Source organism: Aeromonas sp. CD (assembly GCF_033349375.1).
Classification (GTDB): domain Bacteria; phylum Pseudomonadota; class Gammaproteobacteria; order Enterobacterales; family Aeromonadaceae; genus Aeromonas; species Aeromonas hydrophila.
Window position 1 is genome coordinate 1,700,977 of sequence record NZ_CP137631.1, and the last position, 26,573, is coordinate 1,727,549.

Genomic DNA, 26,573 nt, shown 5'->3' on the forward strand with positions numbered 1-26,573 from the left:
CTGGATACACACAGAACCCGGTCTGACCGGGTTCTGTTTGCCTGCTTGTTTGCGGCGCGCTAAGGAGGCCACAGTTGCGCAGTCAAGGATCTGAGCATCTGTTTTTTCGCCATTTCACCGAGCAGGGACGTCTCGACGGGCTCTGCATTCTGCTGGTTACCCATCTGCTTCCCGATCGCCCCCAGTTTATCCAGGCCCTCGATCAGATCGGGCGGATCGGCGCCATCCTGCCCAAACCCAAGTCAGTGCATGGACCGACCCTGACCTGGGCCCAGCAACACTATCCGGTACTGCCCCTCAATCGCCAGTGGACCAACACCCCGCAGGGAGTGATCGAGCACATAGCCCCGCTGGTGGCACCCCATGAGCGGCTGATCATCCTCGATATCGGGGGCTATTTCGCCAGGACCCAGGTCACCCTCAGCGAGTACTTTGGCCCCCGTTTTCTCGGGGTGGTGGAGATGACCGAAAACGGCCATCAGCGCTACGAGCAGGAGGTGCTGGCCACCCCGGTCATTTCGGTGGCGCGCAGCCCGCTCAAGCAGGCCGAGGATATCCAGATTGGCCTGAGCGTGGTCTACTCCGCCGAATCCCTGGCCCGCACCCTCAACCGTACTTTCAATGTCTGCCAGGCCGCCCTGTTCGGCTACGGCAAGGTGGGCCGCAGCATCGCCCGCGAGCTCAGATGCCGCAATCTGCACCTGGAGCTGGTGGAGACCGACGTGCTGCGCCAGGTGGAGGCACTCTCCCACGGCTTCAAGCTGGTGGGCAAGGCCGAGGCCCTCGGTCGGGCCGAACTGGTGATCTGCTCCACCGGCAACGGCGCACTGGACTTGGCAGATCTGCAGCAGCTGCGCCCCGGCACCATGGTTGCCTCGGTCACCTCGGCGGACGACGAGTTTGCGTTCTGCCTCGCCCAGCTGCCCTGGCCGAGCGAGGAGGTGTGCCCCCACGTGCTGGCGCTGACCCGCCCCGACGGCAGCACCATCTTCCTGCTCAACCGGGGTGAGGCGGTCAACTTCGTCCACGGCGCCGTCATCGGTGAATATGTCTATCTGGTGCTGGCGGAGATCATCGAAGGGGTGCGTCAGCTGGCGCTGCAGCCGCTGGCTCCCGGCCTGTTCGACCTGCCGCAGTCGACCATGCGCACCATTGCCCGCCACTGGCTGGCCGACTTCCACGGGGTTGCCCAGTGAGTGCCTTTTTCTTAGCCGCCATTGATGGAGTGACCACATGAGCGACACGACGCTGCCCACCCCCAAACCCCGCATCGAGATCCGCTACTGCACCCTCTGCCGCTGGATGCTGCGCGCCGCCTGGCTGGCCCAGGAGCTGCTCTCCACCTTCGACAGCGATCTGGGGGAGGTGGCGCTGGTACCGGCCAGCAAGGGGGAGTTTCGCATCCTGGTGGACGGGGTGCTGGTGTGGGATCGGGTGGCCGACGATGGCTTCCCCGAGGCCAAGGAGATCAAGCAGCGGGTACGCGATGTCATCGCCCCCGAGCGTGACCTGGGTCACGCTGATCGCAAGCCGGCCGCCGAGTAGGCCGTATCATCAATGACAAAGAGAGGGAGGCACTGGCCTCCCTCTCTCGTTGTGGCGCCCGCTCAACGGTCGGCAGCTGTGCTCGGCTCATCTTCGGCGGGGAGGCCGATATAGCGGGCCCGCTTGTGGGGCTTGAGGCGGCTCACATCCACCCACACCAGGCCGTCGATGCAGTGGTTGAAGTCGGGGTCGATGCCAAAATCCATGAACTGCACGCCACCTGGCTCGCACAGCTCGGAGTACTGCTTGTAGAGGGTGGGGATGGTGCAACCCAGGTTGTCGAGGCGGGCCTTGAGCTCCCGCAGATCTGCGCCGTAATCCAGCCCGGCAAACAGTGGCGGCGTGGCGGGGTAGGGGCGGCGCGAGGGGGCGAGTGCGAGCTCGGGGGCAAAGTGCTGGCGATAGAAGCTCACCAGCAGATCCTTGGCCGCCGCCGGCAGGCTGCCGGAGAGCGACACCGGGCCAAACAGGTAGCGATAGCGAGGATAACGCGCCAGATAGGCGCCGATGCCGAACCAGAGGTAATCGAGCCCCCTCTTGCCCCAGTAGGCGGGCTGGATGAAGCTGCGGCCAAGCTCGATGGCAAGCTCCAGCCTGGGCAGCAATTTCTCTTCAAAGCCGAACAGAGTGTGGCTGTAGAGGCCATCGAGCCCCTTGCTGGCCAGCAGTTCGGCCACCGGTGCGAAACGGTAGGCGCCGATGATCTCGAGCCGGGCCGGATCCCAGAGAATGAGGTGGTGGTAGTCATCGTCGAAGGCGTCGAGATCCCGCCGCCTGCCGGAGCCTTCCCCCACCGCCCGAAAGGCGATTTCCCGCAGGCGCCCCAGTTCGCGCAGGATCACCGAATGGCTCAGCTCGTGGCGTCGGTAGAGGTAGATCCCCTGACCGTCCGGGGTGTGGCCGAGCGCTTCGTAGGCGTCGATGGCCTGTTTGAGCTGACGGCGCTCTTCCGGCAGGGCGATGGGGGCCTCGGTGGCCAGCAAACCCCGCTTGCCGCGCCCGACTCGGTAGAGGTGGCTGCGCACCAGCCGGGCCGCGCTCTTGGCGGGCAGCTCCTGCACTCCGCTCACCGGGATGCGGGCACCGATGGTGATGCCGATGCGTTTCCCTTGCTGGCGAAACAGCTGCTTGACCAGCAACAGCCCCGCCCAGTCGTTGTGGAGCCAGGCGGCGAGATAGAAGGAGAGACTATTGCGCCCGTCCAGGTGGATGGGCACCAGTGGGGTACGGGTGCGCTGAGCCAGCTTGATGAAGCCCGCCTGCCAGGGGCCGTCCTTGACCCCCTTGGGGCCGAGGCGCGACACCTCGCCGGCGGGAAAGATCACCAAGGCCCCTTCGCTCGCCAGGTGCTCCCCCATCGCCAGGATGGCGCGCCGGTCGGTCTTGCCGCCCAGGTTGTCCACTGGCAGCAGCAGGGGGCGCAGCGGCGTCAGCTGGGCCAGCAGCTGATTGGCCACTATCTTGACGTCCGGCCGGATGCGGCCGAGCAGGCGCAGCAGGGCCAGCCCGTCGAGGGAGCCGATGGGGTGGTTGGCGACGATGATGACCCGGCCGCTGGCCGGAATGTGCTCGAGCTGGGCCTCGCTCACCCGATAGTCGAAGTCGAGCTCGGTCAGCGCCTGCTCGACGAAGTCGAGTCCGCGCAGGTGAGGATGACTCGTGGCAAAGCGTTGAAACGCCTGCTCGTGCAGCAGCCAGCGCAGCCCCTGCCGGAGCAGGGGGCGCAGCAGACCGTGGGCCGAGAGGCGGGGCAGGTGTTGTTGTAGCAGGGCATCGACACTGAACATGGGCTGGGCTCCGATGAGTCATTGCCCTAGCGTGACGCCCTTCTGTTCCCGCCCCATGGCAGCGGGATGACAGTTTGATGGCAAAGAGGGGAGCCGGTTAACCGGCTCCCCTCTTGGGTCATGGCGGCGACGATGGCCGGTTTAGCCGCGCCAGGCCGAAGTCAGGCGCACCAGCGCCACCAGGGTGGTGACCGCTTTCTCCATGGATTGCAGCGGGATGAACTCGTGCTTGCCGTGGAAGTTGTGGCCGCCGGTAAACAGGTTGGGGCAGGGCAGGCCCATGAAGGAGAGCCGCGCCCCGTCGGTACCGCCGCGAATGGGCTTGATCCTCGGGGTGACGTCGGCGGCCAGCATGGCGGCCTTGGCCAGCTCGACGATGTGCATGTGCGGCTCGATCTGGCTGCGCATGTTGCGATAGCTGTCGGTCAGGGTGAGCTCGATGCGCGCCCTGGGGGCCTCCAGTTGCAGCGAGGCGACCCGCTCCTTGAGCTGGGCCTTGCGGGCGGCGAAGCCCTCGTCGTCGAAGTCGCGGATGATGTAGTGCAGGCTGGTCTCTTCCACTGTGCCGTTCATCTGGGCCAGGTGGAAGAAGCCCTGATAGCCGTCGGTCGCCTCCGGGGTCTGCTCGGCAGGCATGGCGGCGTGGAAGCGGGCGGCCAGGGTCTGACTGTTGATCATGCTGCCCTTGGCGGTGCCGGGGTGCACGTTGTTGCCGATAAAGCGCACGGTGGCGCCGGCGGCGTTGAAGTTCTCGTATTCGAGCTCGCCCAGCTCGCCACCGTCTACCGTATAGGCCCACTTGGCCGGGAAGCGGTCCAGCGGGAAGCGGTCGGCGCCGCGGCCTATCTCCTCGTCCGGGGTAAAACCGATCCAGACATCGCCGCGGGGGATCTCGGGGTGGGCCAGCAGGTGGTCGATGGCGCTGAGGATCTCGGCGATGCCCGCCTTGTCGTCGGCCCCCAACAGGGTGCTGCCGTCGGTGGTGATGAGATCCTGCCCCAGGTAGTTTTTCAGGAAGCGGTAGTCGCGAATGGCCAGCACCTCATCCCCCTTGCCCAGACAGATGTCGCCGCCCTGATAGTTTTCGATGATCTGGGGCACCACGTGCGCCGCCTCGTAGTCGGCGGTATCCATGTGGGCGATGAGGCCGATGGCCGGCGCGTCCGGCTGGTTGCCCGGCAGGCAGGCGGTGAGGTAGCCGTATTGGTCCAGGGTGACCCGGCTCAGTCCCATCTGCTGCATCTCGTCGCACAGGGCGCGGGCGAAGACGAGCTGTCCCTCGCTGCTGGGACAGGCGGGATTGGTCGCATCGGAGCGGGTATGAAAAGTCACGTAACGCAGAAAACGCTCAAGCAAGGTATCCATTGGCAAGCCTCGTACCGGTGGGGAGGGGCCATTGTGGCCAATCTGGCGGCGCGGCTTTTTGCGTCAGCGCAGTTTTTGCCGCATTTTTTGGCGAAGATCTGGCTGTAAACGTGTAAGGTGGTTCAGGCTGTGGTTGTTGATATCAAGCGCAGCATAAAATATCCAATTGCTGACATTTTTAAGCGGCTTGTGATGTGGCCAGGCAGGCGCTCATTACTTATGGTGTCGGGGGCGACAACGGATGGCGCAAACCGGCGTTATTTTCAGGGTGGAAAAGAGGGGGTGGACGGACTTCTTCCCCCGCTTGCCAGGCCTGCTGGCGGCAAGATTTGATCGCCTTATTAAAAGCAGTTTTTGAACACTATTTTTTATTGTCACCGCTGGCGGTAAGTGTGTACACTCCGCGCCGATCCAAGGGTAACCCTGAGCAGGCAGAGGCCGCCAGACTCCCGGAAGATCAGACGCCTATAGGGCGAGGCACGCAGCAACGACAGACACTGCTAGGGTATGGTTTCTTTAATACCGGTTAGGCTCCGGTATCAGGGAGAACAACGGACACTCAATGTCCAGTTGACCGAGTGAGCCAACGGCTCATCATCTTCCCTTGTCATGGGCGGTCACTGGTGCTGAGCTGGCTGTGGTTGTTGTCGTCTATCAACACGCACGCGTGCTGACGCCTTCGCTTCTCTTCCTTGAAACCTTCCCTTGCTGTCGTGATGGCTGCCGAATGATGAACGGACCGCGTGGCTGATGCTGTCCGTCATCAAAGTACCGCGGCGCTGTTAGCGCAGCACCGCATACCGTTGAGCTTGATGTAAAGCCACCAGCCCCACATCAAGACTCGTTACTTCCCCAAGATCCACCAGGCAGCCTAGGCTTGCCGCGATGTGCAAGGGATGTGACGGAAGGGCCCGGGTCAACCCGCCGCGTAGTGCGCGCAGGTTGCAGGAGTCGCCCTTCCCGAGCCGGCAGGCCGCCTCGGCGCGCCGCACCTTGTCATCGATGGTCTGGATGTGATTGAGGGTAACGAAGGCGGCCACCGGCCGCTCATTTGCGAGGCATAGCCCATGACTAACTGGTCCAGCAAGGACTCCTTGAAGGTCTACAACGTTCCCTACTGGGGTGCGGGTTTTTTCAACATCAATGACGCCGGTCATGTGACCGTCGCTCCCGACAAATCACGCCCTGATGCACAGATCGTGCTCTCCGACGCCATCGAACAGTTGCGTCAATCCGGGCTGACCACTCCGGTACTGCTGCGTTTCCCCGACATCCTCAAGAGTCGGGTCGATGCGCTGTTCAACGCCTTCGGTCAGGCCATCGAGAAGTCAGGCTATGAAGGGGACTACCTGTGCGTTTACCCGATCAAGGTAAACCAGCAGCGTCGCGTCATCGAGACCATCAGCCAGTCCTACAGCGACAAGCCCCGGCTTGGCCTGGAAGCTGGTTCCAAACCGGAACTGCTGGCCGTGCTGTCCCATCACCATGAGCAAGGCTCGGTGATCGTCTGCAACGGTTACAAAGACCGCGAATATATCCGCCACGCCCTCTTGGGCAACCTGATGGGCCACAAGGTCTACATCGTGGTGGAAAAGCCCTCCGAGCTGGAAATGGTGCTGGACGAGTCAGCTCGTCTCAACATCAAGCCCAACATCGGGGTGCGTGCCAAGCTCGCTTCCACCGGCTCCGGCATGTGGGAATCGAGCGGCGGCTCCATGTCCAAATTCGGTCTGTCCGCCTCCCAGATCCTGGCGCTGATCGAGCGTCTGCGCGGGCTGGGCAAGCTGGACTGCCTGCAACTGCTGCACTTCCACCTGGGTTCCCAGATCGCCAACATCCGCGACATCCAGGGCGGCATCCGCGAGTGCGGCCGTTTCTACGCTGAACTGCGTCGCCTCGGTGCCAACATCGAAGTGGTTGACGTGGGTGGCGGCCTGGGGGTGGACTACGAGGGAACCCGTTCCCAGAGCCACTGCTCCGCCAACTACAGCCTCTCCGAGTACGCCAACAACGTGGTGTGGGGCATCGGCGATGTGTGCCGCGAGTTCGACCTGCCGCACCCGACCATCATCAGCGAGTCCGGCCGTGCCCTGACCGCTCACCACGCCGTGCTGGTTACCAACATCATTGGTGCCGAAGGGGTGGAGATGAACGACATCAGCGCACCGGACGACGATGCGCCCACCATTCTGCAGAACATGTGGAAAGGCTGGCTGGACCTGCGCAGCGAAGATCCCTCCCTGCTGGAGATCTTCCACGACTCGGTGGCAGATCTCGGTGACGTGAATACCCAGTACACCATGGGGCTGCTCAACCTGGAGCAACGCGCCTGGGCCGAGATGCTGCACCAGAACACCTGTCTGGCGCTCAAAGAGCTGCTCAACCCGGTCAACCGCAACCACCGTGCGCTGGCTGACGAGCTCTCCGAGAAACTGGCTGACAAGTGCTTTGCCAACTTCTCCCTGTTCCAGTCCCTGCCGGATGCCTGGGGTATCGGTCAGGTGTTCCCGGTGATGCCGCTGGCCGGTCTCGAGCGTCCGCTCACCCGCCGCGGCATCCTGATGGACATCACCTGCGACTCCGACGGTCAGGTCGAGCACTACGTCGACGGTCTGGGGGTCGAGAGCACCCTGCCGATGCCGGTGTATGGCGAGAACGAAGAGTGCCACGTCGGCTTCTTCCTGGTCGGTGCCTATCAGGAGATCCTGGGGGATCTGCACAACCTGTTCGGTGACACCCACTGCGCGGAAGTGTGGCTCGATGACGAAGGCAAGATGGACATTCGCAACGTAGTGCGCGGCGACACAGTCGATCAGCTGCTGCGTTACGTCAACATCGACCCGTCCGTCATCCGCGAGAACTACCAGCGCATCGTCTCCCACCCGGCGCTGGACGACGCGACCCGCAAGGCCCTGCTCGACGAGCTGGAGCTGGGTCTGCAAGGCTACGCCTACCTGGAAGACGAATAAGCCCGAGGCTTGTTCACCCGCCCCGCGAGACCACGTGGTGCGGAGATAAAAAAACGGCGCCTGCGGGCGCCGTTTTTGCTGTGCACGATCCGCCGCAGCGGGCGCCGGCTGGGTGACTCTTGCGCTTTGTGTGGCTGATGGATGTCGGTGTTGGGCACCATGGGCTGCAGATCCGGCAGATATCCGCGTCGGCCGTCGCTTCCCTTGATCTGCATCAAGTTTGCAGCGGCCGGGTTATCTTACGGTCAGAGTGATGTTGAAGGGATGTAACAAAAGGATGTGCGTATGGAACTTGAAAGGGACCCGAGATGCTATACCGACGTCTGTATCGACGGTAAGTGGTATCACTACGATCACTGCAGCACCCACGTCTACATGTTGATGGGGGGCGCAGCGCCCTGCCTGCAGCTGGCCTATGAGCCCAGCAGCGAAGAGGAGCTTATCGAGATGCTCCGCCAGCTCGCCTGCGGTTGAACCATATTGCTGTGGCCATCGGCAGCTTGCCGATGGCCGCACTTCATTTATCAGCTCAATTGCCCCGCTTCTGCCCCAGCAGTCCCTTGCCGAGCTCCTGCAGGGCGATGGCCGCGGCGTAACCGGCGTCCGACTTGCCTATCTCATCGGCCACGTAGAGGAAGTTGGAGTGATACTTCTCCACTGCCTCGCGCGGGTTGGCCGCGTCGATGAAATCCTCTTCCACCTCGAACCCCTGCGCCAGCAGCGCCTCTTTCTCGGGCAGGAAGGTGGGGGAGGCCATGTCGATAAAGGTGTACTGCTGCCGGTTGGAGGCCGGGATAGAGAAAAACTGGTACTTCGCCATTTGCGATACCTCGCCTGAACTAGTTTGTCGTGATGCGAGCTTCCTCTCGCCGAACTGTTTCTTGGGCGTCGAACTGATCCCCGGGCCTGTTGCAGGCAATAAAGGTAACGTTCGAATCTTGTTGTGGCTGAAGATTACCCCGCTTTCATCTCATTGCACAATGGGTAGTCGATACTTTTTTCGCCAAGAAAAACAATGTGGCCCGACCGCCTGAATTGGCAAAAAAAGCCAGCCCGGCAAGGGGCTGGCGATGGCGTGGGTGATGGGCGCCGGCTCAGAGCACGAAGCTTTGCACCATGGCTCGCAGCTGCTCGGTGAGCTGGTGGATCTGGCGGGCGGCGTCGCGGGCGGCGTTGGCCACCTGCAGCGCTTCGTCGCTGCCATCGGAGATGCGCACCACGTTGCGCTCTATTTCGTTGACCACGGCCCCCTGCTGCTCGATGGCGCTGGCGATCACCGAGTTGGTGTCGACCATACTGCCCACCCGCTCGGTGATGGCGCCAAAGGCCTGCTGGGCCTCCTGGGCGAGGCCGACCCCCTCCTGCGCCTCGCGGCTGGCGGCGGACATGGCGCTGACCGAGGCGCGGGCGCCGGTTTGCAACTGCTCGATCATCTGCTGGATCTCGACCGTGGCCCCCTGGGTGCGGTTGGCCAGCGAGCGCACCTCGTCGGCCACCACCGCGAAGCCGCGCCCCTGCTCACCGGCACGGGCCGCCTCGATGGCGGCGTTGAGGGCCAGCAGGTTGGTCTGCTCGGCGATGCCGCGGATCACCCCGATGACGCCACCAATCTGGCTGCACTGTTGCTCCAGCTGGCCGATGGTCTCGGCGGTGCGCAGCACCTCGCGGTTGATGTGGTCGATGGCGGTGATGGTACGCTCGACCACCGCCTCGCCCTGACCCACCACGGCTTGCGCCTCCTGGGTCATGCGGGCTGCCTGCTGGGCGTTGCCTGCCATGTCGTGGGAGGTGGCAGCCAGCTCCTTGATGGCGGTGGCCACCTGATGGGTCTCCCCTTGCTGATCGGCGATCACCTCCTGGGAACGGCAGGTCCGCGCGTCGATTTCGGTAGCGCTCTCCACCACGCTGACGCCGTTCTCCCGCACCCGCAGCATCAGGGTGCGCAGGGTTTGCAGGGTCACGTTGTAATCCCGGCTGATGGCCGCCAGCTCATCCTGGCCGACGATCTCGATCTGCAGGCTGAGATCCTGTGCGTTGACCCGGGCGGCGATCTCCCGCACCCGGCCCACGGTGCCGCGCAGGGAGAGATAGGCGCCGATCATCAGGTAGAGATAGACCAGCAGGATGGCGGTCAGCGGCCCGGTCACCCACCAGAAGTGGCGCTGGTTGGCGGTCATGCGCTGGTGCAGGTCCGCCTCCAGCCGCTGGCGCACCTGACCGGCCAGCGCCGTGATGGCGGTATCCAGCCCATCCCCCAGCGCCAGCACCTCCTTGCTGGAGAGCTGCACCTGCTGATCCTTCATCATCTTGTTTTCCAGGGTGTCGACCCCCTGATGGGCTTGCAGCAGCAGGGCGTCGGTCTGCTGGCCCAGTTCGCTGCGATAGGCGGGCGCCATCTCATAGAGCAGGGTCAGGTCGGCCTCCAGCTCCTGCAGGGTGGCGTTGATGAGGTCGAGGCGAAAGCGCAGGGCGCTGTAGCCCTGGGCCTGAAACAGGCCGAAGTCGGCGATGGTGGCGGCCCGATCCCGCACCTGGGCCAGCAGATCGCGCAGCTGCGGCAGCCGCTCGCTGGCGAGCACCACCATGTAGTAGGTGCCGAGCGCGGGATCCTGCACCAGGCTGCTGGCGGCGGTGATGCTCTTGTAGAGGTGGCGCACCTCGGTCAGCAGCTTGTCGTGGCGCAGGTTGCTCTGATCCACCTCGAGCCCCAGCGCCTCGTTTTGCAGGCTTGACCACTCCTGGGCGAGGGTATCGAACACGGGGTTTTGCTGTTTGGTGGCGGCAAAGGCAGCCAGGCTCGCATCGACGGCCCGGGCCGCGGCCTTGACCTCCTCCTCGCCGACCGGGTTCTGCTCATAGCCGTGCCGGGTGACCAGGTTGCGATGGGTCAGCAGGGCCTGCTCGATGGCGGGCAGCGGCGCCAGCTTGACCACGCCGGCCAGCTCCTTGCGGGCTTGGGTGTTGTCGTCCTGCAGCCGACCCAGCAGGTTGGTCATGCTGTAGGCGAGCGGCAACAGCATCAGGCAGGACCAGAGCAAAAACTTGTACTTGAAGGAGAGCTGATTGCCGAGCCGGATGGCGGGCGTGAATATCCATTTCATATGAAGCCTCGGGCCCCGACGGGGCGTGTAGCGGGATGGCTGGATATTACTCCTCGCCGGGTGGCTCGGCTGGGGGCGGGGTGGAAGTTGTGATCCCCTTGGCTTTTTCCCGTGGCGAGGGGGGCTGAATGGGTCAGAAAAACGGGCCACCCTGAGGGTGACCCGTTGTCGATGGGAGAAGGTCGCGGCTCAGTTGAACGCCAGGAAGGGCGAGACGCAGAGCAGCAGGCCGGTGACGATGATGATGTAGAGGGAGACCCCCTTGTACTTGTGCAGCGCCGGCACCTGATAGACCAGGTAGGCCGGGATGAGGCACCCCACCATGCCGAAGATGGGGCTGCAGATGGAGGTGAAGCTCAGCACCGGGGCGTTGAGCACGATGGCCCCCCAGGAGAGCAGCACGGTGAACAGCATGATGCCCTTGCCCACCAGCCCCTTGTTGATGCGATCTTCCGGCATCACCCGGCGCAGCAGGTTCATCGCCAGCCCCTGGCAGGCTTCACGAAAGCCGAGATAGACGCCGAAGTAGGCTGTCATCACCGCGAAGATGTTGAGGGTGAGGCTGAGCAGCTTGAGGGTCTGGCCTGGCATGCCCTGGGCCACCATGGCCAGCGCCGAGATGTTCTCCTCGGAAGCCTTGACCGCCTGCTCGTGGCCCATGGCCAGGGTGAAGGAGACGGCGTAGAAGAACACCACCACGAACAGGATGCCGAAGGCGATGTTCATGGCGCGCATCGCCTTGAAGCGGGCTACTTCCAGGGATTTTTCCCGCGAGCGGTAGGAGATCACCATGGGGCTCAGGCTCTGGATGAAGAGAATGGAGGTGAGGGTGAAGGGGAGCATGACGATGGCATCCTTCAGCCAGTCACCGCTGGCCGGCATGGCGGTGATGTTGGCGGCATCCCACTTGCCCACCATCATCAGGCCGAGCACCGCCACCACGCTGATCTTGGTCAGCACCATGAAGGTGGAGATCTTGAACAGCAGGTTTTCGCCGCGCGAAGCCAGCGCCACCAGGGCGCAGATCAGCACCAGTCCGTAGAAGGGATTCTCGGAGAGCAGTTGCTGGGTGACCCCGAAGCTTTGCAGGAAGGAGGCGCTGTCATTGGTGATGGCGGTGGAGTAGACGAATACCCAGATCACCAGCATCACGAAGTAGAGGGCGCCAAGCAGCACGCCCCAGTTCTTGCCGAGGTAGCCGCTGATGACGCTGGGGTAGTCCTTGCACTCGGGCGAGGTGGCCAGGGTATTGATGAAGAGGCGCTGGAACATGTACATGGCCGGGTAGCCGATCACCGCCGACAACAGAAACACCCACAGCCCCATCAATCCCACCTGCACCGGCAGGAAGACGATCCCCGCCCCGATGGCCATGCCGATGCTCATGATGACCCAGCCCCAGTCGGTGCTGTCAAAACGAACCGCTTCTTTCCATTCCAGCGTGCCCATCACGGGCCGGGTGAGTGTCGTACTGTGCGCGTCCATAAAATACCTTGTTTTTGTAGGGGTAAAAACCAGGCGCAAATATAGTTGAATAAAAAGCGGCAAAACAATGCTTTTTATCGCTCTTCTACCTAAAGAGGGAGGCAGATCACGCTTTCAATTTGCACCTGTCACCGAATTTATCGCTGTTTTTGCAGGTTTTAGTTGAATGGAATGCTTAATAAGCAAATAATGTTGAACAAGCGAGACTATTGATTGCAAAAATAATTGCATTTTAAGGAGTGACGATATGAAAAAGATCATCGTGGCGGATGCCGCACCCGATGCCATCGGGCCCTACAGCCATGGCACTGCCTATGGCGACCTCATCTTTACCTCTGGCCAGCTGCCGGTGTGCAAACAGCAGGGCGGCGTGGTGGAAGGGGGCATCGAAGCCCAGAGCCGTCAGGCGCTGGAGAACCTGAAGCATGTCTTGGAAGCCGCTGGCGGCAACCTGGATACCGTGCTCAAGACCACCTGCTATCTCGCCGAGATCAGTGATTTTGCCGCGTTCAACGAGGTTTATAAACGCTATTTCCTGAAAGATTGCCCGGCCCGCAGCTGCTTTGCGGTGAAGGATCTGCCGATGGGTGTCAGGGTGGAAGTGGAAGCGATCGCTCACATCGCTGGTTAATGTTGATAGAAAGGGTGTTCTGATGAAGCAAGCGTGGCAGCAGTATCTGCAGATTATTCAACAGGTTGTCAAACCGGCGCTGGGTTGTACCGAGCCCATCGCCGCCGCTTATGCCGCCGCCGTCGCCGCCCGGCAACTGGGCTGCAAGCCCGTCCGGCTGGAGGTGGTGGTGTCGGACAACCTCTACAAGAACTCCATGGGGGTCTATGTGCCGGGCACCGGCAAGATCGGGCTGGCCATTGCCGCTGCCGCCGGCGCCATCGGCGGCAACGCCGAGGCCGGGCTGGAGGTGCTGGCCGCCATCACGCCGGCCCAGGTCGCAGAGGCGCAAGAGCTGATCGATGCAGGCCAGGTGCAGGTGAGCCGCACCTCGGCCCCCGAGTTCATCTATTGCCGGGTCCGCTTGCTGGGCCTTGATGCAGAGGGCACCGAGCACAGCGCCGAGGTGACCCTGTGCGGCGGCCATACCCGCATCGTCGAGCAGCGCCGCAATGATGAAGTGACCTTCACGGCCGAGCAGGGCCAGGGCGGCGCCACCGGAGCCATCTGCGACGGGGTCGACATCAGCATCGCCGCCATTCATGAGTTCGCCACCCAGGTGGAGTTCGAGCAGATCCGCTTTATCCTGCAAGCCTCCGAGCTCAACGGCAAACTCTCCGACGAGGGGATGAACAAGCCCTACGGCCTCGAGATCGGCCGCACCATGCAGCAGAACATCCAGGCCGGCCTCATCGGCGAGGATGTGATGAACCGCATCGTGATGCGCACCGCGGCGGCCTCCGATGCCCGCATGGGGGGCGCCAGCCTGCCGGCCATGAGCAACTTCGGCAGCGGCAACCAGGGCATCGCCGCCACCATCCCGGTGGTGGTCATCGCCGAGCGCTTCGGTGCCAGCGAGGAGCAGCTGGCCCGTGCCCTCATCATGAGCCACCTGGGGGCCATCTACATCAAGTCCCACTATCCGCCGCTGTCGGCCTTTTGCGGCAATACGGTCACCAGCGCGGCGGCCGCCATGGCGATGGTCTACCTGGCGGGCGGCAGTTTCGAGCAATCCTGCCACGCCATCCAGAACGTGCTGAGCGACAGCGCCGGCATGGTGTGCGATGGCGCCAAGGCCTCCTGCGCCATGAAGGTGAGCACCTCCTCCGGGGCGGCGGTGCGCGGTTTTCTGATGGCGCTCAACAGCCACGGGGTATCGGGGCAGGGGATCGTGGCGGGCAACGTGGAGCAGACCATTCGCAACGTGGGCCAGATGGTCAAAGACGGCATGTCTGCCACAGACAGCACCATTATTGATATCATGTCCGCCTGAGTGTCCCTGTCGGCTGCCGCCCTTGTCCGGGTCGGCGGCCCTTTTATAAGGTTTCAATGTGAAGCTGCAAGAGCTGAGTCCGACCGATTTCGAGATCCTCAAGGCGATGGAGATCATCGTGGACGGCATCGCCGCCATGTATGGTCAGCACACCGAGGTGCTGCTGCACAGCCTGGATGCGCGCAATCCGTCGATCATCAAGATTGCCAACGGCCATATCACCGGGCGCAGCGTCGGTGCTCCCATCACCAACCTAGCGATGATGAAACTCAAGAGCGGGCAGGATATCTCCAGCCCCTACATGACCAAGTGTGCCACCGGCAAGACCCTGCGCTCGCTCACCACCGTCATTCGCAATGGCGAGGGGCAGGCCATCGGCTTGCTCTGCATCAACACCGACATGGATGCCCCGCTGCAATCCGTGCTGCGCACCATGATGCCGGAGTGCCTGCACGGCCACGATGGTCATGCCACCCCGGAGGTGTTTGCCCGCAACATCGACGAGGCCCTCAACAGCACCATCGACACCGTCAGTGCCGAGGTGCGCGGCAACGAGGCGGTGCCCCCGTCCCAGAAGACCCGGGTCATGGTCAACCAGCTGCACGAGCTCGGCATCTTCGAGCTCAAAGACAGCGCCCAGATAGCGGCCCGCCAGCTCGGCATCTCGGTTCACTCCATCTACCGCTATCTGCGGGAGATCAAGAAGGGCTGAGCGCGCGCAGCCAGCATTAACGGGTCAGCATTGACCCGTTTTGTTTTTTTACGCCCCCCGCCTGCGCCTTGGCTGCCCCGGCGCATCTGTTATCATGCCTCTTCTGTTCTTGTTATCTCATTGAACCTGCTGGAGAAACCATGTCCCGTACCCTCTATCTGCTGCGCCACGGCCAGACCCGTTACAACGCCGAACTGCGGCTGCAGGGGCGCTGCAACTCCGAACTGACCGCCAAGGGCGAAGCCCAGGCCCTCGCCATGGGGGCCCGTCTGGCCAAGCTCCTGGCCGAGCCCGCCGACTGGACCCTTTACGCCAGCCCCCTCGGTCGGGCGCGCCAGACCGCGGAGCGGGTATGCCAGCAGCTTGGCTTGGACAGTGAGCGTATCGTCTGGGACGAGCGGCTGGTGGAGCTGGGGATGGGGGAGTGGGAGAGTCGCCGGGTGCCCGAGCTGCTGGCGGCCCACCCCGAGCTCGATCTGGAGCAGCCAGACTGGTATCTGCAAGCCCCCGAGGGCGAGAGTTTTCAGAGCATTCAAGGCCGGGCCCTGAGCTGGCTGCAGGATGAGCGTATCGCCGAGCGCGCCATCGTGGTCTCTCACGGCCTGTTCGGCGCTATGCTGCGTGGCGCCTATGCGGACTTGGACTACACCACCACCTGGCTGCAGGAGCTGCCGCAAGATGCCTTCTTCAAACTGAGCGGCGGCCGCATCGAGCGGATCCCCTGCTGACCCCGGCCAAAACGGCTCGCCATCGGCGAGCCATTTTTTTATGAGCGCAGAAGGCGCGTTATTCTCGCACCAGCCTGGGCAGCGCCTGGTAAAGAGCTTCACGCTTTTGTGCCTGGTTGACGCCATAGTGCAGCTCACGGTGGCAATTAGGGCAGAGCGCCACCGTGTTGCTGATGGTATCCGAACCCCCTTCGGCGAGTGTGCGCAGATGATGCACCTCTAAAAAGGCGTCCCCCGTGGTGGCATGAAAAGGGGCCGGCTGTGCGCAGCTTTCGCAATGGCCCGCCGCCGTCATCAATACCCAAGCCTTCACCTTTGGATCTCGCCCATAGCTTGTGTTGGTTGCATAACGCTGCTGTGGTTCTTGGATGCCGATGGGCGTGGGGAGTACTGGCTTGATCTTGTAGCGGCTCACTTGATGCTCAAAGGCAGCCTTGCCGGTATAGGGTTGGCCATCGAGCTCACAGAGCAGGCGCTCTATGATGGGGGCATTGTGGGGGCCCACGTTTTTAGCAGGCTTGAGACCTGATACCCAGGTCCGTCCTAGCAGGGCGCAGATATAGGAGATGTTTTGCATTCGATACTCGAATGCCTTCTCGGTGCGGCCAAACTGGTTAGCGAGTTCGGTGTAATAGTGCTTTTTGACGAAGGGGATGCCATTTTGCTCCATGGTGCGCATTGCCAGGTAGGCGCTGACCGTCGCCCTTAGTTCCTCTTCTGTCCATGTCCCGCGCAAAACTGGCTCCTCAGCCCTGTTTCTCGGTCGCCTCAAGCCCCGACATGATCGGGATGGCCCCATCCGAGTTAACTGATATGGTGCGCATCTTAATCCAATCGACACCTTATTTCAGCTGTATCGGCACAATAATGTGTTCATCATCAAGCAATTAGCTGATAGTAAGCAGTAGGCTAGAGCGGGTCCTTTCATTAGGGCTTAGCGCAGGGGGAGTCACAAACGTCAGTTGACCCAGGTCATCCACAAGGAGGTGGTGATGGATCCGGTTTCTTATCTTTTCTCGGCTTATCTCAATCTGGTACAGCAGCAGGTATCGGATATTTATGGCACTGAGCTCAAATCGCTGGTGGTGGAGTATGAGGGGGAACAAATCCCCTTTGCCTTCCAGTTTTGGCAGCTGCAGCCGAAAAGCGTCTGCCGCAGCTACGAGCAGGATGCACGGCGCTTCAGCCAATGCACTGTCAAGGCGGCGGCGCTATTTAGCAAGCTGTGCGATCAGTTGTCCCGCCAGGATGACAGCAACGCGCAGCAGCCTCAGTATCGCGCCATGTACTGCGCCGCTTCAGTTAACTACCGCCCCATGATCGCCGACATTCGCGAGCGCAAACCGGATGCAGCCCGGCAAGCTGAGCGCGCCTGTAATCAAGCCATTCTGGCCGCGATGGACAGTGATGATGAAACCCTGCTGGCCCAGCGTGACCAGGCGTGTCATACCCAACAGTGAAGGCCAACGCCGACTTCACTCAGCTAGCGGCTTTGCTTGGCCATCTTTGCGCCATTCGGCACAGTTGCCAGGTGGACAATTGGGTATGATGAGGGTGCCCACAGGCCCGTCTGTCGGGCCAGCACTATCGACACGCATCAGCCAGGAGGGGACATGATCAGCCATATCGACCATCTGGTATTGACGGTCAGTGACATCGAGCGGGCCGTCGCGTTTTACAGCTCGGTGCTCAACATGGAAGCCATCACCTTCGGGGCGGGGCGCCGGGCCCTGCGCTTTGGCAACCAGAAGATCAATCTGCAACTGCTGGGGCAGGAGCCGCGCAACCGGGCGCAGGTGGGCTCGGGGGATCTCTGCCTCATCACCCGCTGGCCGCTGGCACAGGTCATCGCCCAGCTCCATTGCCACGGGGTAGAGATAGTGGAGGGGCCGGTGACCAAGAGCGGAGCCTGCGGGCCTATCGAGTCGGTCTACTGCCTGGATCCGGATCAGAACCTGATTGAGATCAGCCGTTATCCCTGATGGCGCTTGGCATCGGGTGACGGCCGGTGGATACCAGTCCTGCTGGGGCGTGCTGAGGGGCTCCCACGTTGGCCCCATACTGCTGCACCGCCGCAACGGGCTCTAGGCTGCGTTCCTAAAGTGGTTGAAAAGCAGTCTCACCACTTTGTAGAGCCCTATCCCTCCAAAAACACAGCATTTATTCACTTCAAAACCACGTAAATCAGGCCTCTTTAGAGGCCCAGTTCATGGCTTGAAATTGCTGCACCTGAAATATGAACACGTTAAGAACACAGCCTAGGAACGCGTAGCTGATACAGTCTTCGTAATGCCAGTTCTAATAAGGCCCTGACGGCCTGGTCTCATTCGAAAACATCCAGCATGAAAATCAAGCCCCGAATGGGTATTGTCATTATCCACATAGATGCAAATGATAATGAATTCTATTGGCATGTAGGAAGCGTTATCACATGAGTGTGGCTATCGAAGACCTAATCGTACTATCCCCTAAAACACTAACAATAATAACAACTTACCAGTGCACAGCCGCTTGTGCTGAGTGCTGTTTTGAGTGTACCCCCAAGATCACACATCGACTTAGCCTTAAAGAGATACTGGGAGCCATTGACTCTGCAATAGAAATGTATCCTGACATTGAAATTGTTGTATTCACCGGAGGTGAGTGCTTCATGCTCAAAGAGGATCTTTTTACCGCCATTAAGCATTGTACAAGTTATGGACGACAGACTCGCTGCGTTACAAATGCATACTGGGCGAAGAACTTTGACATGGCAGTCCGTTATGCACGGAAGCTGCATGACTCTGGAATCAGTGAAATAAATATCAGTACTGGCCTCGATCATCAACGTTGGGTTTCGGAAAAAACAGTACTTAATGCAGTAGAGGCATTAACTGAAAATAATATTTTCACACTGGTTACAGTCGAGAAAGATACCGACTCATCAAGTTGCTTGGAAAGCATACAGAAGAATGACTTAATAAAAAACTACAAGCAGACGATACTAAATTTAAGTTGCAGTCTAATGCGTGGATGACATTTTTTGAGGATAGTACAGCGAGAGGATATATAGACAGAGATGCTATTGATAAGGCTATGTCCCAATTACGTGTTGCATGGGGCGCCCCAGCGCCTCATGCAAGCAGCGTGAGATATTCACTTCCCGCCCATAGCGCTCCAACATCCTGCGCCAACCCAGATAATTCCTCAGATAGTGGGTCGCTACCCCATGGAACCGCTCCATCCACTCCTTCAATCGCCTGTGGTACCCGTTCACATGTTGGATGTGATATGCACCCACCACCCGCTCTCCCGCTCGATTGCGCACCACTTGGTGTGTTATCCCTTGCCCCTTGCTGAAACTCGCATACACCCCGGCACCATCGCTGCACAGGACGGCATCCGGGGCGATAAGCGGCTGAAGCACTGCCTTCACCGCCCTGGCATTCAACTGTTCCAACTGGAAGTCAGCCAGGTGGCCTGCCCGGTCTTGCACCACCATCACCGGGATGTAATCCGGTCCTGTGCCTCGGGTACGGCCTTTACCTCCACGATGGCGGGCCGGGCGGGGCAATCCGCGCTGTCCTTTGAACGACTCCAGGAAGAAGGTCTCATCGACCTCGACAATACCCTCTTCCCGTACCGCCTGGTGGCTGGCCATGGCCTTCAGGAAGCGGTGACGCCACAAAAAGGCGGTGTTTTTACCGACCCCACAGCGGAGCGCCGCCTGCCGGACGGTCAGACCGTCGATGAGGGCCTGAGCATAGTCTTCCCAGCATTGTGGCTTGCGAAGTCGGGCGAGAGGCGTGTTGGTGAGCACGGAACTGGTGCGCAGACACTGCTTGCAGCGATAACGACGCAGCCCGCGAGACCAGCCCCAGGGAGCCAGCTGTGTGGCCTCGGCCTGGCAGTGAGGGCAGCATTGGCATGCGGGGAGTTGAGTGGCCAACGAGGTGATGGGGTGAGGGGTGGTGAGTTCATGTTGCGCGAGACGACGCTGACGCGAAGTGAGCGATGGAAAGAGGGACAATAGATGTTGAAAGGCTTGGGTATCCATGATGGGGGCCCTCAAGGTGATGACCTACTTCAAGGTTAGCCTTTCAACACATAACTGGGACAGAGCCATTGATAAAGGCTGTGACCAAGTATTCGAAAACATTGTCATAACACCCAAGAAAAAAATATCAGCATGCTGTGGCCTTACTTTGGAACACATCAATGAAATGAAAGTGGGTGAAATCCATGACTTAAGTGGATATGTAGAACACCAAAAAAATGATTTCTTAAAATTATGGATTAAAGTCGATGGCCCAATAAAAATAATAGATAGTCTACTCGGGGAGGGAAACAATAAAACAAAGAATGTAAGCCACCAATGCGAGGCTTGTGTAATGCTCCATAAAGATCCTGAAATTATTATAGGCCTTAAAAAACGCTACCAGCACTATATTCCATACGTGCTGAACAAATACTTATTAACTAAGTCTGCGACTACAAACCAGCGGTAAGCTAGAGGATACAATGAAAAAATACGTGGAATACGGCCTTATTGGTCTTGTTGGACTGAATGCGAACACTGTACTGGCTGAAGACAACGACAATACACTAAAGAAAAGAAAGTTTGGCGAACCTGAAAGTGTGAAACTCAGCAATAACGCTGCGACTACACCACTACGGCTCTCTATGAGCAGGGTTCATCTTCCACCCGAAATATGGGCAGACGTTGAAAACCTATCAAATACCTGGAGTGTTCTCATTGGGGCAAAGCTCACACCAAAGGAATATACCAAAGCGGTTAAGTCGTTGCAGATATCTGATACAAGTAAAAAACACATTACCAGTTCTAAAGAATATAAAATATTAACATCTCTAGCTTCAGAGAATAATCTTGCTCTGGCAAAAAAGGGAGACTACGAACAACTTATAAATAATTTAATGGCTGAGGGAATATTAGATAGTAATGCAGAATCGCACTTAACCAATAAAATTGAAAATCTAATTACTAAAAACAAAGTTATCAGAGCGACTATTGAGGATGGTTTCAATACAAACCAAACATTAAATGATGTTTCTCAAACAGACTTGGAGCAACTGGTCTCAGTATTTAGTGCCAGCCGAGTTGAGCCTAGGGCATGCTCAGTGGCAGCAGCGTGTGTTGCATTCATCGCAGTTGCTGTTGCTACCTATGCTGGAGCAGCAATCAACGTCGCAGCAGCACTTAACGTAGCCGTTCAAATTTCGGTAGCTGTGAACGTAGCAGTGACTATTGATGGATGCGGTGTAAACTGCCATGAGCCATACTCAGTGGGGAGTCTTGAGAGGTCCATGAGAGATCAACTATCATTAATAGAAGCGTTTTCCAAGCAATCTGAAACACCCATGCTTTACAGTAAAGCGATTGTTGATTTCAAGAGAAAAGAAGCAAGAGCTGTTCTCCAAGCTGTAATAAATCTAGGGATGATAAGTATTACCGATGAACAACAAGAGACGGCACTAAAAGCTCTTGATAATATTGTTCTTGACTCCCTTGGAGTTGTAGGAGAAGTACAATGACCTATGATATTCCTTGGTCGATTCAAAGTATTGCATATGCTGTATTAATGCTGTTTATTTTACCTGTAGTATTTACCTCTGGCTCAGAATTTCTTTTTACAAAGAGGCTATCCTTCGGAGTTTCAATGTTTTCCCTTGCGTTAGGTGGGGTGCTCCTAATGGTAGGTACACTACAAATCGTATCATCTAAAGTGATTATAGATAATAATTCGATCACATTATCTAGCCTTATGTACAATGAGACCTTCATTTTTAATGATATCGAGCACGTATCAGATGTATATGATATGACGTTACCTCGCCATGATAAACCAACACTTCGGAAGAACGGAATTGGATTATTTGGCTATAATGCAGGTACATTCCGATTTAGTGATAATAAAACTGGATTTGTAATGATGGCAACCCCTCCATATCTAGTTATTGAGTTGAAGGGAGGGAATAGAAAGGCGGTTTTTTCAGCAGATAGAAAAGTTCATGAAGAAATTAGAGGGCACTTAACCCCATTGGTTCATGATAATGATTCTTGAATCAAAATATTAATTAAACACCGGCCTCAGGCCGGTGTCTCTCCCCTTCCTGAACAGCCACCTTAGGAACATAGCCTAGAAGGGAGCCTCGCTCTCCTGCGCATCCTGTAGAAACTGTTCCCGCTCCGCCTGATAGGCTGCTTCGTCTTCGCTGTCCCAGACCGGGGTTGGCTGCTTGCCCGCCGGCGGTTGGGCTGGCGCGGTCAGCGTCTCTATCACCTTCTGCTGCAGATAGGGGAAGAAGGGGTTGGAGGAGGTACGGGTGAGGGCACCGGGGTTGACGATCAGCACCCCGCGCTCACCGCGCAGGGCCAACCCTCCCAGATTGATGCCGTATTGCTCGCGCAGCTCGGGCCTTGGCGCCATGCCGTAGAGGGGGTCATCCATCGGAAAGGGCAGGGCCACGTGGGAGAGGGAGTAGATCTCCCTGGGGTAGTCGATGTCGAGGGGCTGGATCTGCTCAGGTCCGCCACCGGCCGGCAAACTGCTGGCCTGGGTGCGGGTGCTGGCGGGCGCCTGGTTGCCCACCACCGTCAGCCGGTAGGAGAGCGGCGGGCGCGGCAGCAGGTGGCTCAGCGCCAGCTCGGAGGCGCTGCTCAGCAGCGGGCCGAACAGGGTGCCACGGTTGATGTCGAACAGCACCAGCTCGCTGCCGTTGGCAGGCAGAAAGTGATAGAGATCGGCGATGATGGAGCGGGTACTGACGGTGTAGTCCATCACCGACTGGAAGGTGAGGGTGGGCGGGAAGGCCGCCAACTCGCCGCTGGCGGCCTGCTCACGCACCTGCTGCTGGATGGCGTGGGTCAGCCGGTAAGACTGGCGCGCGCCGTTGACCGGAAACGAGTTGTACTTGAAGGGGTTGAACTCCGGCATGGTGTCGAGCCAGGCGGCGCTGGCAAAGGCGGGCAGCAGGGCGGGCACCGCCTTGAGGCCGGCGAAGCGGGCAAAGCGGGTGACCCCTATCATGGGGGAGATAAGCACCAGCCGATCGGGCCTTGCCAGTGCCCCTGTCTTGTCACCTTCCGCATCGAGCGCATATTTTACCGCCAGCGCGCCGCCGTTGGAAAACCCCACCAGATGCAGCGGCAGCGGGCTTGGCGCCAGTACCCTGGCCTCGCGCACCGCCAGCCGGGTGGCGGCCAGCCAGGTCTCCCAGTCGATGTCGATCAGCCCGGCCGGCACGGTGCCGTGGCCCGGAATGCGCAGCCCCAGGGCGATGAAGCCCTGCTCGCGGTAGCGCTGGGCCAGGTGGCGCAGGCTGTAGGGGGAGTCGGTCAAACCGTGCAGGAACACCGCCACCCCTTTTACCTCGCCGCTTGGCCGCAGCAGATAGGAGCGGTTCCAGTCGGTTGCAAAATGAGCCGGATTGATGGGGGCATCCTGATAGTAGCGATTGCTGTCGAGCTGCTGCTCCGGCGGCGTTCTGGCGATCACCTCCTTGGTCACCAGCTCGAACAGCTGCTGCTCGTGGGTCAGATAGGCCTGCCAGTCGCTGTTATCGAGCTGCTCGGCGCTGAGCTCGGGCGGCACCAGGGTGTGCCAGGGCTGCAACGGCGCCGCCTGCCAGGCGAAGTAGGCTACCAGGGTCCAGCCGAGCAACAGCAAACCCAGCAGGCTGAGAAGAAGGCGGCGAACGAGGCGGCGGGTGCGAGCCAGCATGGGAGAGTCCTTGGCACTGATAAAAGAGGGGCGGCCCCGCGTCCACGGCGGCCGTACTAAGGGTCGAAAGCTGGCTTAAAGCCTAAGGGAAACAAGGTGATAAGTACAGACAGTGAGCGGCTCATCCAATGAAACAGAGGGCAGCTCCGGGGCTGCCCTCTGTGGTAATGCTGTCCGTCTGTGCGGTTGTTGGAGCGTCAGCAGACCCCCTGGGCCAGCATGGCGTCGGCCACCTTGACGAAGCCGGCGATGTTGGCGCCGCTTTCGTAGTTCACGTGACCAGTCTCATCCTGGCCATAGTGCACACAGGTGGCGTGGATGCTGGTCATGATCCCCTTGAGGCGGGCATCCACTTCTTCCCGGCTCCAGCAGAGGCGCTGGGCATTCTGGCTCATCTCGAGACCCGAGGTGGCGACCCCGCCGGCGTTGGCGGCCTTGCCCGGGGCAAACAGCACCTTGGCTTCGTGCAGACTACGGATGGCGGCGGCGCTGCTCGGCATGTTGGCCCCCTCGGCCACCAGTTGCACGCCATTGGCAATCAAGGTGGCGGCGTCAGACTCATCCAGCTCGTTCTGGGTGGCGCAGGGGAGGGCTACGTCCGTCGGCAGGTGCCAGGGAGTGCGGCCGCTGAAAAACTCCAGTCCCTCCTCGTGGGCGTAATCGGCGATGCGCTTGCGTTGCTCGTTTTTGAGCGCCATCAGCCGCGCCAGTTTCTCGGGGGTAAAGCCCGCCGGATCGTAGACGGTACCGCCGGAGTCGGAGGCGGTGATGACCCGGGCGCCGAGGGCCATCGCCTTCTCGATGGCGTACTGGGCTACGTTGCCTGAACCGGACACAGAGACCGTCATGCCGTTTAGGGATTGTCCCCGGTTGGCCAGCATGGCCTCGACGAAATAGAGCAGGCCGTAACCGGTGGCTTCCGGGCGGATCAGGCTGCCGCCAAAGGAGAGCCCCTTGCCGGTAAAGACGCACTCGGCACTGTTGGTGAGCTTCTTCATCATGCCAGCCATGTAGCTCACCTCGCGCCCACCCACCCCGATGTCGCCGGCCGGTACGTCGGTGTCGGCGCCGAGGTGGCGATGCAGCTCCAGCATCAGCGCCTGGCAAAAGCGCATCACCTCTCCCTCGCTCTTGCCCTTGGGATCAAAATCGCTGCCCCCCTTGCCGCCGCCCATGGGCAAGGTGGTGAGGGCATTCTTGAAGGTCTGCTCGAAGGCGAGGAACTTGAGCACCGAGGTATCCACCGAGGGGTGAAAGCGCATCCCCCCCTTGAAGGGACCGATGGCAGAGCTGTGCTGCACCCGGTAGCCCCGATTCACCTGCACCTGGCCTCGATCATCCACCCAGCTCACCCGAAACTGGATCAGCCGCTCCGGCTCCACCAGCCGCTCCAGCAGGCCGTGCTGCAGGTAGCGGGGGTGGCGCACCACATAAGGCCAGATGGAGGCGATCACCTCGCTCACGGCCTGAATGAACTCCGGTTGATGGGGATTGCGGCTGGCGACCTGGGCCAGAAAATCCGCCTGGGAGAGGGAATGACTCATCTGTAACTCCTGTAGTGAAGGGTAAAAGTGGCCTCTTGCCAGAGAAAAGTGCACACCCTGCAACCAAATTTATGGTTTTTGTCAGGCCTGGATGCAGGTGAATATTTGGTGTTTTTCGCAATTGGGCGAAAATTGTTGTGTGAATCGCCGAAAACAGCAGAAAAGAGCGCCGGAAGGGGCAGATAATTCGCGCGAATCAAAATCTTTTTATGCATTTTTGATTAATAAATAGCAAGGAAATGTTGCTGTCATTTGGCTTGGGTTATCGTTTCTTGCATATTTCATGCATCTTTATGGCGTAGCGAGAGAATCCCGTGCAACGGCGGAAGTGGCCATTGCCATGCTGACTTCGGTGGCGCTGGCGGCAATCGAATGGCCGCGCATGACGATGCAATACCGGGGGCTGACCGCGTGACAGGGGGCGCATTTTGCGAGAAGGGGACGGGCCGAGTGCAACTATCCGGCGTGTGTCAGGGGGCAATATGTTAATGTGTCGGCGCTTTTTGCCGGACAGGTCGGTAGCGGCCTTTTTTGAAGATGGAATGATATGCACAATTTTGAGTTAGTGAACCGGCAGCGTGCCGCCCTGATGACCCGGATCCAGGCCGCAGGCCAGTGGCAGGTGACCCATGCTGGCTGATGAATCCATGCGCCTGAACAAATACATCAGCGAGAGCGGCATCTGCTCGCGCCGCGAGGCCGACCGCTTTATCGAGCAGGGCAACGTCTTCATCAACGGCAAGCGGGCCGGGGTGGGGGATCAGGTGTTTGCCGGGGATCTGGTCAAGGTCAACGGCCAGGTGATCGAGCCGCGCGAGGCGGACAGCCTGGTCTTCATCGTCCTGAACAAGCCGGTGGGCATCGTCTCCACCACCGAGGCGGGCGAGAAGGACAACATCGTCGACTTCGTCAACCACAGTACCCGCATCTTCCCCATCGGCCGGCTCGACAAGGACTCTCAGGGACTCATCTTCCTGACCAACCACGGCGATCTGGTCAACAAGATCCTGCGGGCGGGCAACGATCACGAGAAAGAGTATCTGGTGACCGTCGACAAGCCGGTCACCGACGAGTTTATCCGGGGCATGGGCGCCGGGGTGCCGATCCTGGGTGCCGTCACCAAGAAGTGCAAGGTGAAGAAAGAGGCGCCGTTCGTGTTTCGCATCACCCTGGTGCAGGGGCTGAACCGCCAGATCCGCCGCATGTGCGAGCACTTCGGCTTCGAGGTGACCAAGCTTGAGCGCATTCGCATCATGAACGTCAGCCTCAAGGGGCTGCCGGTGGGCGAGTGGCGCGATCTCACCGACGACGAGCTGATCGAGCTGTTCAAGCTGATTGAAGACTCCTCCTCCGAGGTGAAACCGGCCAAAGGGGGCCAAGCTGCCGCCGGGCAGGGCGGTAAACCCAAGGCGTCTGCCGCGCAAGCCGGCCAGCCGGCACCGGGCAAAAAACCGCGCCGGGATGATGATCACGAGATTGGCGGGCGTCCCAACGTGCCGGGGCCGTCGGCATTCGAAAGCAAGAGCCCGGCCGGCAAGGGGGCTGCCGGCAAAGGCGGCTCGGCCAAAGGTAGCGCAGGCAAAGGCGCCCCGAACAAGGGGGCCAAACCGGCCGCCGGCAAACCGCGCGCCGGTCAGGGTGGGCGGCAGAAGAAGGGGCGTTAAGCCCCCTCT

At 60.0% G+C, this 26,573-nt stretch carries 25 protein-coding genes; 15 read left to right on the top strand and 10 right to left on the bottom strand.

Annotated elements, in window-relative coordinates; all coding sequences use genetic code 11:
- The first annotated feature begins 74 nt into the window (after nucleotides 1-74).
- On the top strand, nucleotides 75-1,196 hold the full coding sequence (locus R2E40_RS07940) for an adenosylhomocysteinase (RefSeq protein WP_016350268.1): 1,122 nt from the start codon (nucleotides 75-77) through the stop codon (nucleotides 1,194-1,196).
- Nucleotides 1,197-1,233: 37 nt separating this feature from the next.
- Complete coding sequence (locus tag R2E40_RS07945) at nucleotides 1,234-1,545, top strand: SelT/SelW/SelH family protein (protein ID WP_029303416.1); 312 nt, start codon at nucleotides 1,234-1,236, stop codon at nucleotides 1,543-1,545.
- 62 nt (nucleotides 1,546-1,607) lie between these two features.
- Here R2E40_RS07945 and R2E40_RS07950 read toward each other — a convergent pair whose 3' ends face one another.
- The 3 genes from R2E40_RS07950 to R2E40_RS07960 form a co-directional block, all read right to left on the bottom strand.
- On the bottom strand, nucleotides 1,608-3,332 hold the full coding sequence (locus R2E40_RS07950; protein WP_318165164.1) for a lysophospholipid acyltransferase family protein: 1,725 nt from the start codon (nucleotides 3,330-3,332) through the stop codon (nucleotides 1,608-1,610).
- Nucleotides 3,333-3,473: 141 nt separating this feature from the next.
- On the bottom strand, nucleotides 3,474-4,697 hold the full coding sequence (gene pepT / locus R2E40_RS07955) for a peptidase T (RefSeq protein WP_318165165.1): 1,224 nt from the start codon (nucleotides 4,695-4,697) through the stop codon (nucleotides 3,474-3,476).
- 782 nt (nucleotides 4,698-5,479) lie between these two features.
- Entirely contained in the window at nucleotides 5,480-5,737 is a 258-nt protein-coding gene (locus tag R2E40_RS07960) for a hypothetical protein (protein ID WP_024943755.1), read from the bottom strand.
- A 27-nt stretch (nucleotides 5,738-5,764) separates the two neighbouring features.
- Between R2E40_RS07960 and speA the strand changes: the two genes are divergently transcribed.
- Nucleotides 5,765-7,666 (top strand): biosynthetic arginine decarboxylase, encoded by a 1,902-nt coding sequence (speA, locus tag R2E40_RS07965; RefSeq protein WP_024943754.1) that lies wholly within the window; start codon nucleotides 5,765-5,767, stop codon nucleotides 7,664-7,666.
- Nucleotides 7,667-7,951: 285 nt separating this feature from the next.
- A complete protein-coding gene (locus tag R2E40_RS07970) occupies nucleotides 7,952-8,140 on the top strand; it encodes a hypothetical protein (protein ID WP_201886462.1) in 189 nt (62 codons plus the stop codon).
- Nucleotides 8,141-8,195: 55 nt separating this feature from the next.
- On the opposite strand, the gene R2E40_RS07975 is transcribed toward R2E40_RS07970, so the two are convergent.
- From R2E40_RS07975 to R2E40_RS07985, 3 genes are all read right to left on the bottom strand, one after another.
- Entirely contained in the window at nucleotides 8,196-8,486 is a 291-nt protein-coding gene (locus tag R2E40_RS07975; RefSeq protein WP_201886461.1) for a hypothetical protein, read from the bottom strand.
- Nucleotides 8,487-8,760: 274 nt separating this feature from the next.
- Nucleotides 8,761-10,767, bottom strand: a complete 2,007-nt coding sequence (locus R2E40_RS07980) for a methyl-accepting chemotaxis protein (protein WP_318165166.1) — start codon at nucleotides 10,765-10,767, stop codon at nucleotides 8,761-8,763.
- Nucleotides 10,768-10,956: 189 nt separating this feature from the next.
- Complete coding sequence (locus R2E40_RS07985) at nucleotides 10,957-12,252, bottom strand: amino acid permease (protein WP_041218311.1); 1,296 nt, start codon at nucleotides 12,250-12,252, stop codon at nucleotides 10,957-10,959.
- 247 nt (nucleotides 12,253-12,499) lie between these two features.
- Between R2E40_RS07985 and R2E40_RS07990 the strand changes: the two genes are divergently transcribed.
- The 4 genes from R2E40_RS07990 to R2E40_RS08005 all read left to right on the top strand — a co-directional run bounded on the left by R2E40_RS07990 (nucleotide 12,500) and on the right by R2E40_RS08005 (nucleotide 15,635).
- Nucleotides 12,500-12,883: a Rid family detoxifying hydrolase gene (locus tag R2E40_RS07990; RefSeq protein ID WP_005299455.1), complete on the top strand. Its 384-nt coding sequence runs from the start codon at nucleotides 12,500-12,502 to the stop codon at nucleotides 12,881-12,883.
- 22 nt (nucleotides 12,884-12,905) lie between these two features.
- Nucleotides 12,906-14,195, top strand: coding sequence for a serine dehydratase subunit alpha family protein (locus tag R2E40_RS07995; RefSeq protein ID WP_318165167.1), 1,290 nt, complete (start codon nucleotides 12,906-12,908; stop codon nucleotides 14,193-14,195).
- A 58-nt stretch (nucleotides 14,196-14,253) separates the two neighbouring features.
- Nucleotides 14,254-14,907, top strand: a complete 654-nt coding sequence (locus R2E40_RS08000) for a transcriptional regulator (protein WP_017779224.1) — start codon at nucleotides 14,254-14,256, stop codon at nucleotides 14,905-14,907.
- Nucleotides 14,908-15,047: 140 nt separating this feature from the next.
- The gene (locus R2E40_RS08005) at nucleotides 15,048-15,635 is read left to right on the top strand and encodes a histidine phosphatase family protein (RefSeq protein ID WP_113994085.1); all 588 of its coding nucleotides are present in this window, start codon (nucleotides 15,048-15,050) and stop codon (nucleotides 15,633-15,635) included.
- Between the two features lie 58 nt (nucleotides 15,636-15,693).
- Here the strand turns inward: R2E40_RS08005 and R2E40_RS08010 are convergent, their stop codons facing one another.
- The gene (locus R2E40_RS08010) at nucleotides 15,694-16,371 is read right to left on the bottom strand and encodes an HNH endonuclease signature motif containing protein (RefSeq protein WP_318165168.1); all 678 of its coding nucleotides are present in this window, start codon (nucleotides 16,369-16,371) and stop codon (nucleotides 15,694-15,696) included.
- 256 nt (nucleotides 16,372-16,627) lie between these two features.
- Between R2E40_RS08010 and R2E40_RS08015 the strand changes: the two genes are divergently transcribed.
- The 3 genes from R2E40_RS08015 (at nucleotide 16,628) to R2E40_RS08025 (ending at nucleotide 18,651) form a co-directional block, all read left to right on the top strand.
- The gene (locus R2E40_RS08015) at nucleotides 16,628-17,095 is read left to right on the top strand and encodes a hypothetical protein (RefSeq protein WP_318165169.1); all 468 of its coding nucleotides are present in this window, start codon (nucleotides 16,628-16,630) and stop codon (nucleotides 17,093-17,095) included.
- Nucleotides 17,096-17,248: 153 nt separating this feature from the next.
- Nucleotides 17,249-17,617: a VOC family protein gene (locus R2E40_RS08020; protein WP_042065349.1), complete on the top strand. Its 369-nt coding sequence runs from the start codon at nucleotides 17,249-17,251 to the stop codon at nucleotides 17,615-17,617.
- A gap of 449 nt (nucleotides 17,618-18,066) precedes the next feature.
- Nucleotides 18,067-18,651: a radical SAM protein gene (locus tag R2E40_RS08025; RefSeq protein ID WP_318165170.1), complete on the top strand. Its 585-nt coding sequence runs from the start codon at nucleotides 18,067-18,069 to the stop codon at nucleotides 18,649-18,651.
- Between the two features lie 57 nt (nucleotides 18,652-18,708).
- Here R2E40_RS08025 and R2E40_RS08030 read toward each other — a convergent pair whose 3' ends face one another.
- Nucleotides 18,709-19,671, bottom strand: a complete 963-nt coding sequence (locus R2E40_RS08030) for an IS1595 family transposase (RefSeq protein WP_318164300.1) — start codon at nucleotides 19,669-19,671, stop codon at nucleotides 18,709-18,711.
- A gap of 19 nt (nucleotides 19,672-19,690) precedes the next feature.
- On the opposite strand from R2E40_RS08030, the gene R2E40_RS08035 reads away from it, so the two are divergent.
- The 3 genes from R2E40_RS08035 to R2E40_RS08045 are packed head-to-tail and all read left to right on the top strand — an operon-like array spanning nucleotide 19,691 to nucleotide 21,697.
- Entirely contained in the window at nucleotides 19,691-20,122 is a 432-nt protein-coding gene (locus R2E40_RS08035) for a hypothetical protein (RefSeq protein WP_318165171.1), read from the top strand.
- Between the two features lie 13 nt (nucleotides 20,123-20,135).
- Nucleotides 20,136-21,167, top strand: coding sequence for a hypothetical protein (locus tag R2E40_RS08040; RefSeq protein WP_318165172.1), 1,032 nt, complete (start codon nucleotides 20,136-20,138; stop codon nucleotides 21,165-21,167).
- Nucleotides 21,164-21,697, top strand: a complete 534-nt coding sequence (locus tag R2E40_RS08045) for a hypothetical protein (protein ID WP_318165173.1) — start codon at nucleotides 21,164-21,166, stop codon at nucleotides 21,695-21,697. The genes R2E40_RS08040 and R2E40_RS08045 overlap by 4 nt, the downstream gene beginning before the upstream one ends.
- 75 nt (nucleotides 21,698-21,772) lie before the next feature.
- Here R2E40_RS08045 and R2E40_RS08050 read toward each other — a convergent pair whose 3' ends face one another.
- Nucleotides 21,773-23,356, bottom strand: a complete 1,584-nt coding sequence (locus R2E40_RS08050; RefSeq protein ID WP_318165174.1) for an alpha/beta hydrolase — start codon at nucleotides 23,354-23,356, stop codon at nucleotides 21,773-21,775.
- A 197-nt stretch (nucleotides 23,357-23,553) separates the two neighbouring features.
- A complete protein-coding gene (gdhA, locus tag R2E40_RS08055) occupies nucleotides 23,554-24,900 on the bottom strand; it encodes an NADP-specific glutamate dehydrogenase (protein ID WP_318165175.1) in 1,347 nt (448 codons plus the stop codon).
- 629 nt (nucleotides 24,901-25,529) lie between these two features.
- Here gdhA and rluF point away from each other — a divergent pair.
- Entirely contained in the window at nucleotides 25,530-26,564 is a 1,035-nt protein-coding gene (gene rluF, locus R2E40_RS08060; protein ID WP_318165176.1) for a 23S rRNA pseudouridine(2604) synthase RluF, read from the top strand.
- Nucleotides 26,565-26,573: the final 9 nt, after the last annotated feature.

Bases quoted from the DNA above. Each gene is read 5' to 3' on its own strand.
- R2E40_RS08050 (WP_318165174.1), bottom strand. From the start codon at position 23,356: ATGCTGGCTCGCACCCGCCGCCTCGTTCGCCGCCTTCTTCTCAGCCTG.
- R2E40_RS07970 (WP_201886462.1), top strand. From the start codon at position 7,952: ATGGAACTTGAAAGGGACCCGAGATGCTATACCGACGTCTGTATCGAC.
- R2E40_RS07995 (WP_318165167.1), top strand. From the start codon at position 12,906: ATGAAGCAAGCGTGGCAGCAGTATCTGCAGATTATTCAACAGGTTGTC.
- R2E40_RS07980 (WP_318165166.1), bottom strand. From the start codon at position 10,767: ATGAAATGGATATTCACGCCCGCCATCCGGCTCGGCAATCAGCTCTCC.
- R2E40_RS08045 (WP_318165173.1), top strand. From the start codon at position 21,164: ATGACCTATGATATTCCTTGGTCGATTCAAAGTATTGCATATGCTGTA.
- speA (WP_024943754.1), top strand. From the start codon at position 5,765: ATGACTAACTGGTCCAGCAAGGACTCCTTGAAGGTCTACAACGTTCCC.
- R2E40_RS07975 (WP_201886461.1), bottom strand. From the start codon at position 8,486: ATGGCGAAGTACCAGTTTTTCTCTATCCCGGCCTCCAACCGGCAGCAG.
- R2E40_RS08015 (WP_318165169.1), top strand. From the start codon at position 16,628: ATGGATCCGGTTTCTTATCTTTTCTCGGCTTATCTCAATCTGGTACAG.
- gdhA (WP_318165175.1), bottom strand. From the start codon at position 24,900: ATGAGTCATTCCCTCTCCCAGGCGGATTTTCTGGCCCAGGTCGCCAGC.
- R2E40_RS08035 (WP_318165171.1), top strand. From the start codon at position 19,691: ATGACCTACTTCAAGGTTAGCCTTTCAACACATAACTGGGACAGAGCC.
- R2E40_RS08005 (WP_113994085.1), top strand. From the start codon at position 15,048: ATGTCCCGTACCCTCTATCTGCTGCGCCACGGCCAGACCCGTTACAAC.
- R2E40_RS08030 (WP_318164300.1), bottom strand. From the start codon at position 19,671: ATGGATACCCAAGCCTTTCAACATCTATTGTCCCTCTTTCCATCGCTC.
- R2E40_RS08025 (WP_318165170.1), top strand. From the start codon at position 18,067: ATGAGTGTGGCTATCGAAGACCTAATCGTACTATCCCCTAAAACACTA.
- R2E40_RS08040 (WP_318165172.1), top strand. From the start codon at position 20,136: ATGAAAAAATACGTGGAATACGGCCTTATTGGTCTTGTTGGACTGAAT.
- R2E40_RS07945 (WP_029303416.1), top strand. From the start codon at position 1,234: ATGAGCGACACGACGCTGCCCACCCCCAAACCCCGCATCGAGATCCGC.
- R2E40_RS07990 (WP_005299455.1), top strand. From the start codon at position 12,500: ATGAAAAAGATCATCGTGGCGGATGCCGCACCCGATGCCATCGGGCCC.
- rluF (WP_318165176.1), top strand. From the start codon at position 25,530: ATGCTGGCTGATGAATCCATGCGCCTGAACAAATACATCAGCGAGAGC.
- R2E40_RS07985 (WP_041218311.1), bottom strand. From the start codon at position 12,252: ATGGACGCGCACAGTACGACACTCACCCGGCCCGTGATGGGCACGCTG.
- R2E40_RS08020 (WP_042065349.1), top strand. From the start codon at position 17,249: ATGATCAGCCATATCGACCATCTGGTATTGACGGTCAGTGACATCGAG.
- pepT (WP_318165165.1), bottom strand. From the start codon at position 4,697: ATGGATACCTTGCTTGAGCGTTTTCTGCGTTACGTGACTTTTCATACC.
- R2E40_RS07950 (WP_318165164.1), bottom strand. From the start codon at position 3,332: ATGTTCAGTGTCGATGCCCTGCTACAACAACACCTGCCCCGCCTCTCG.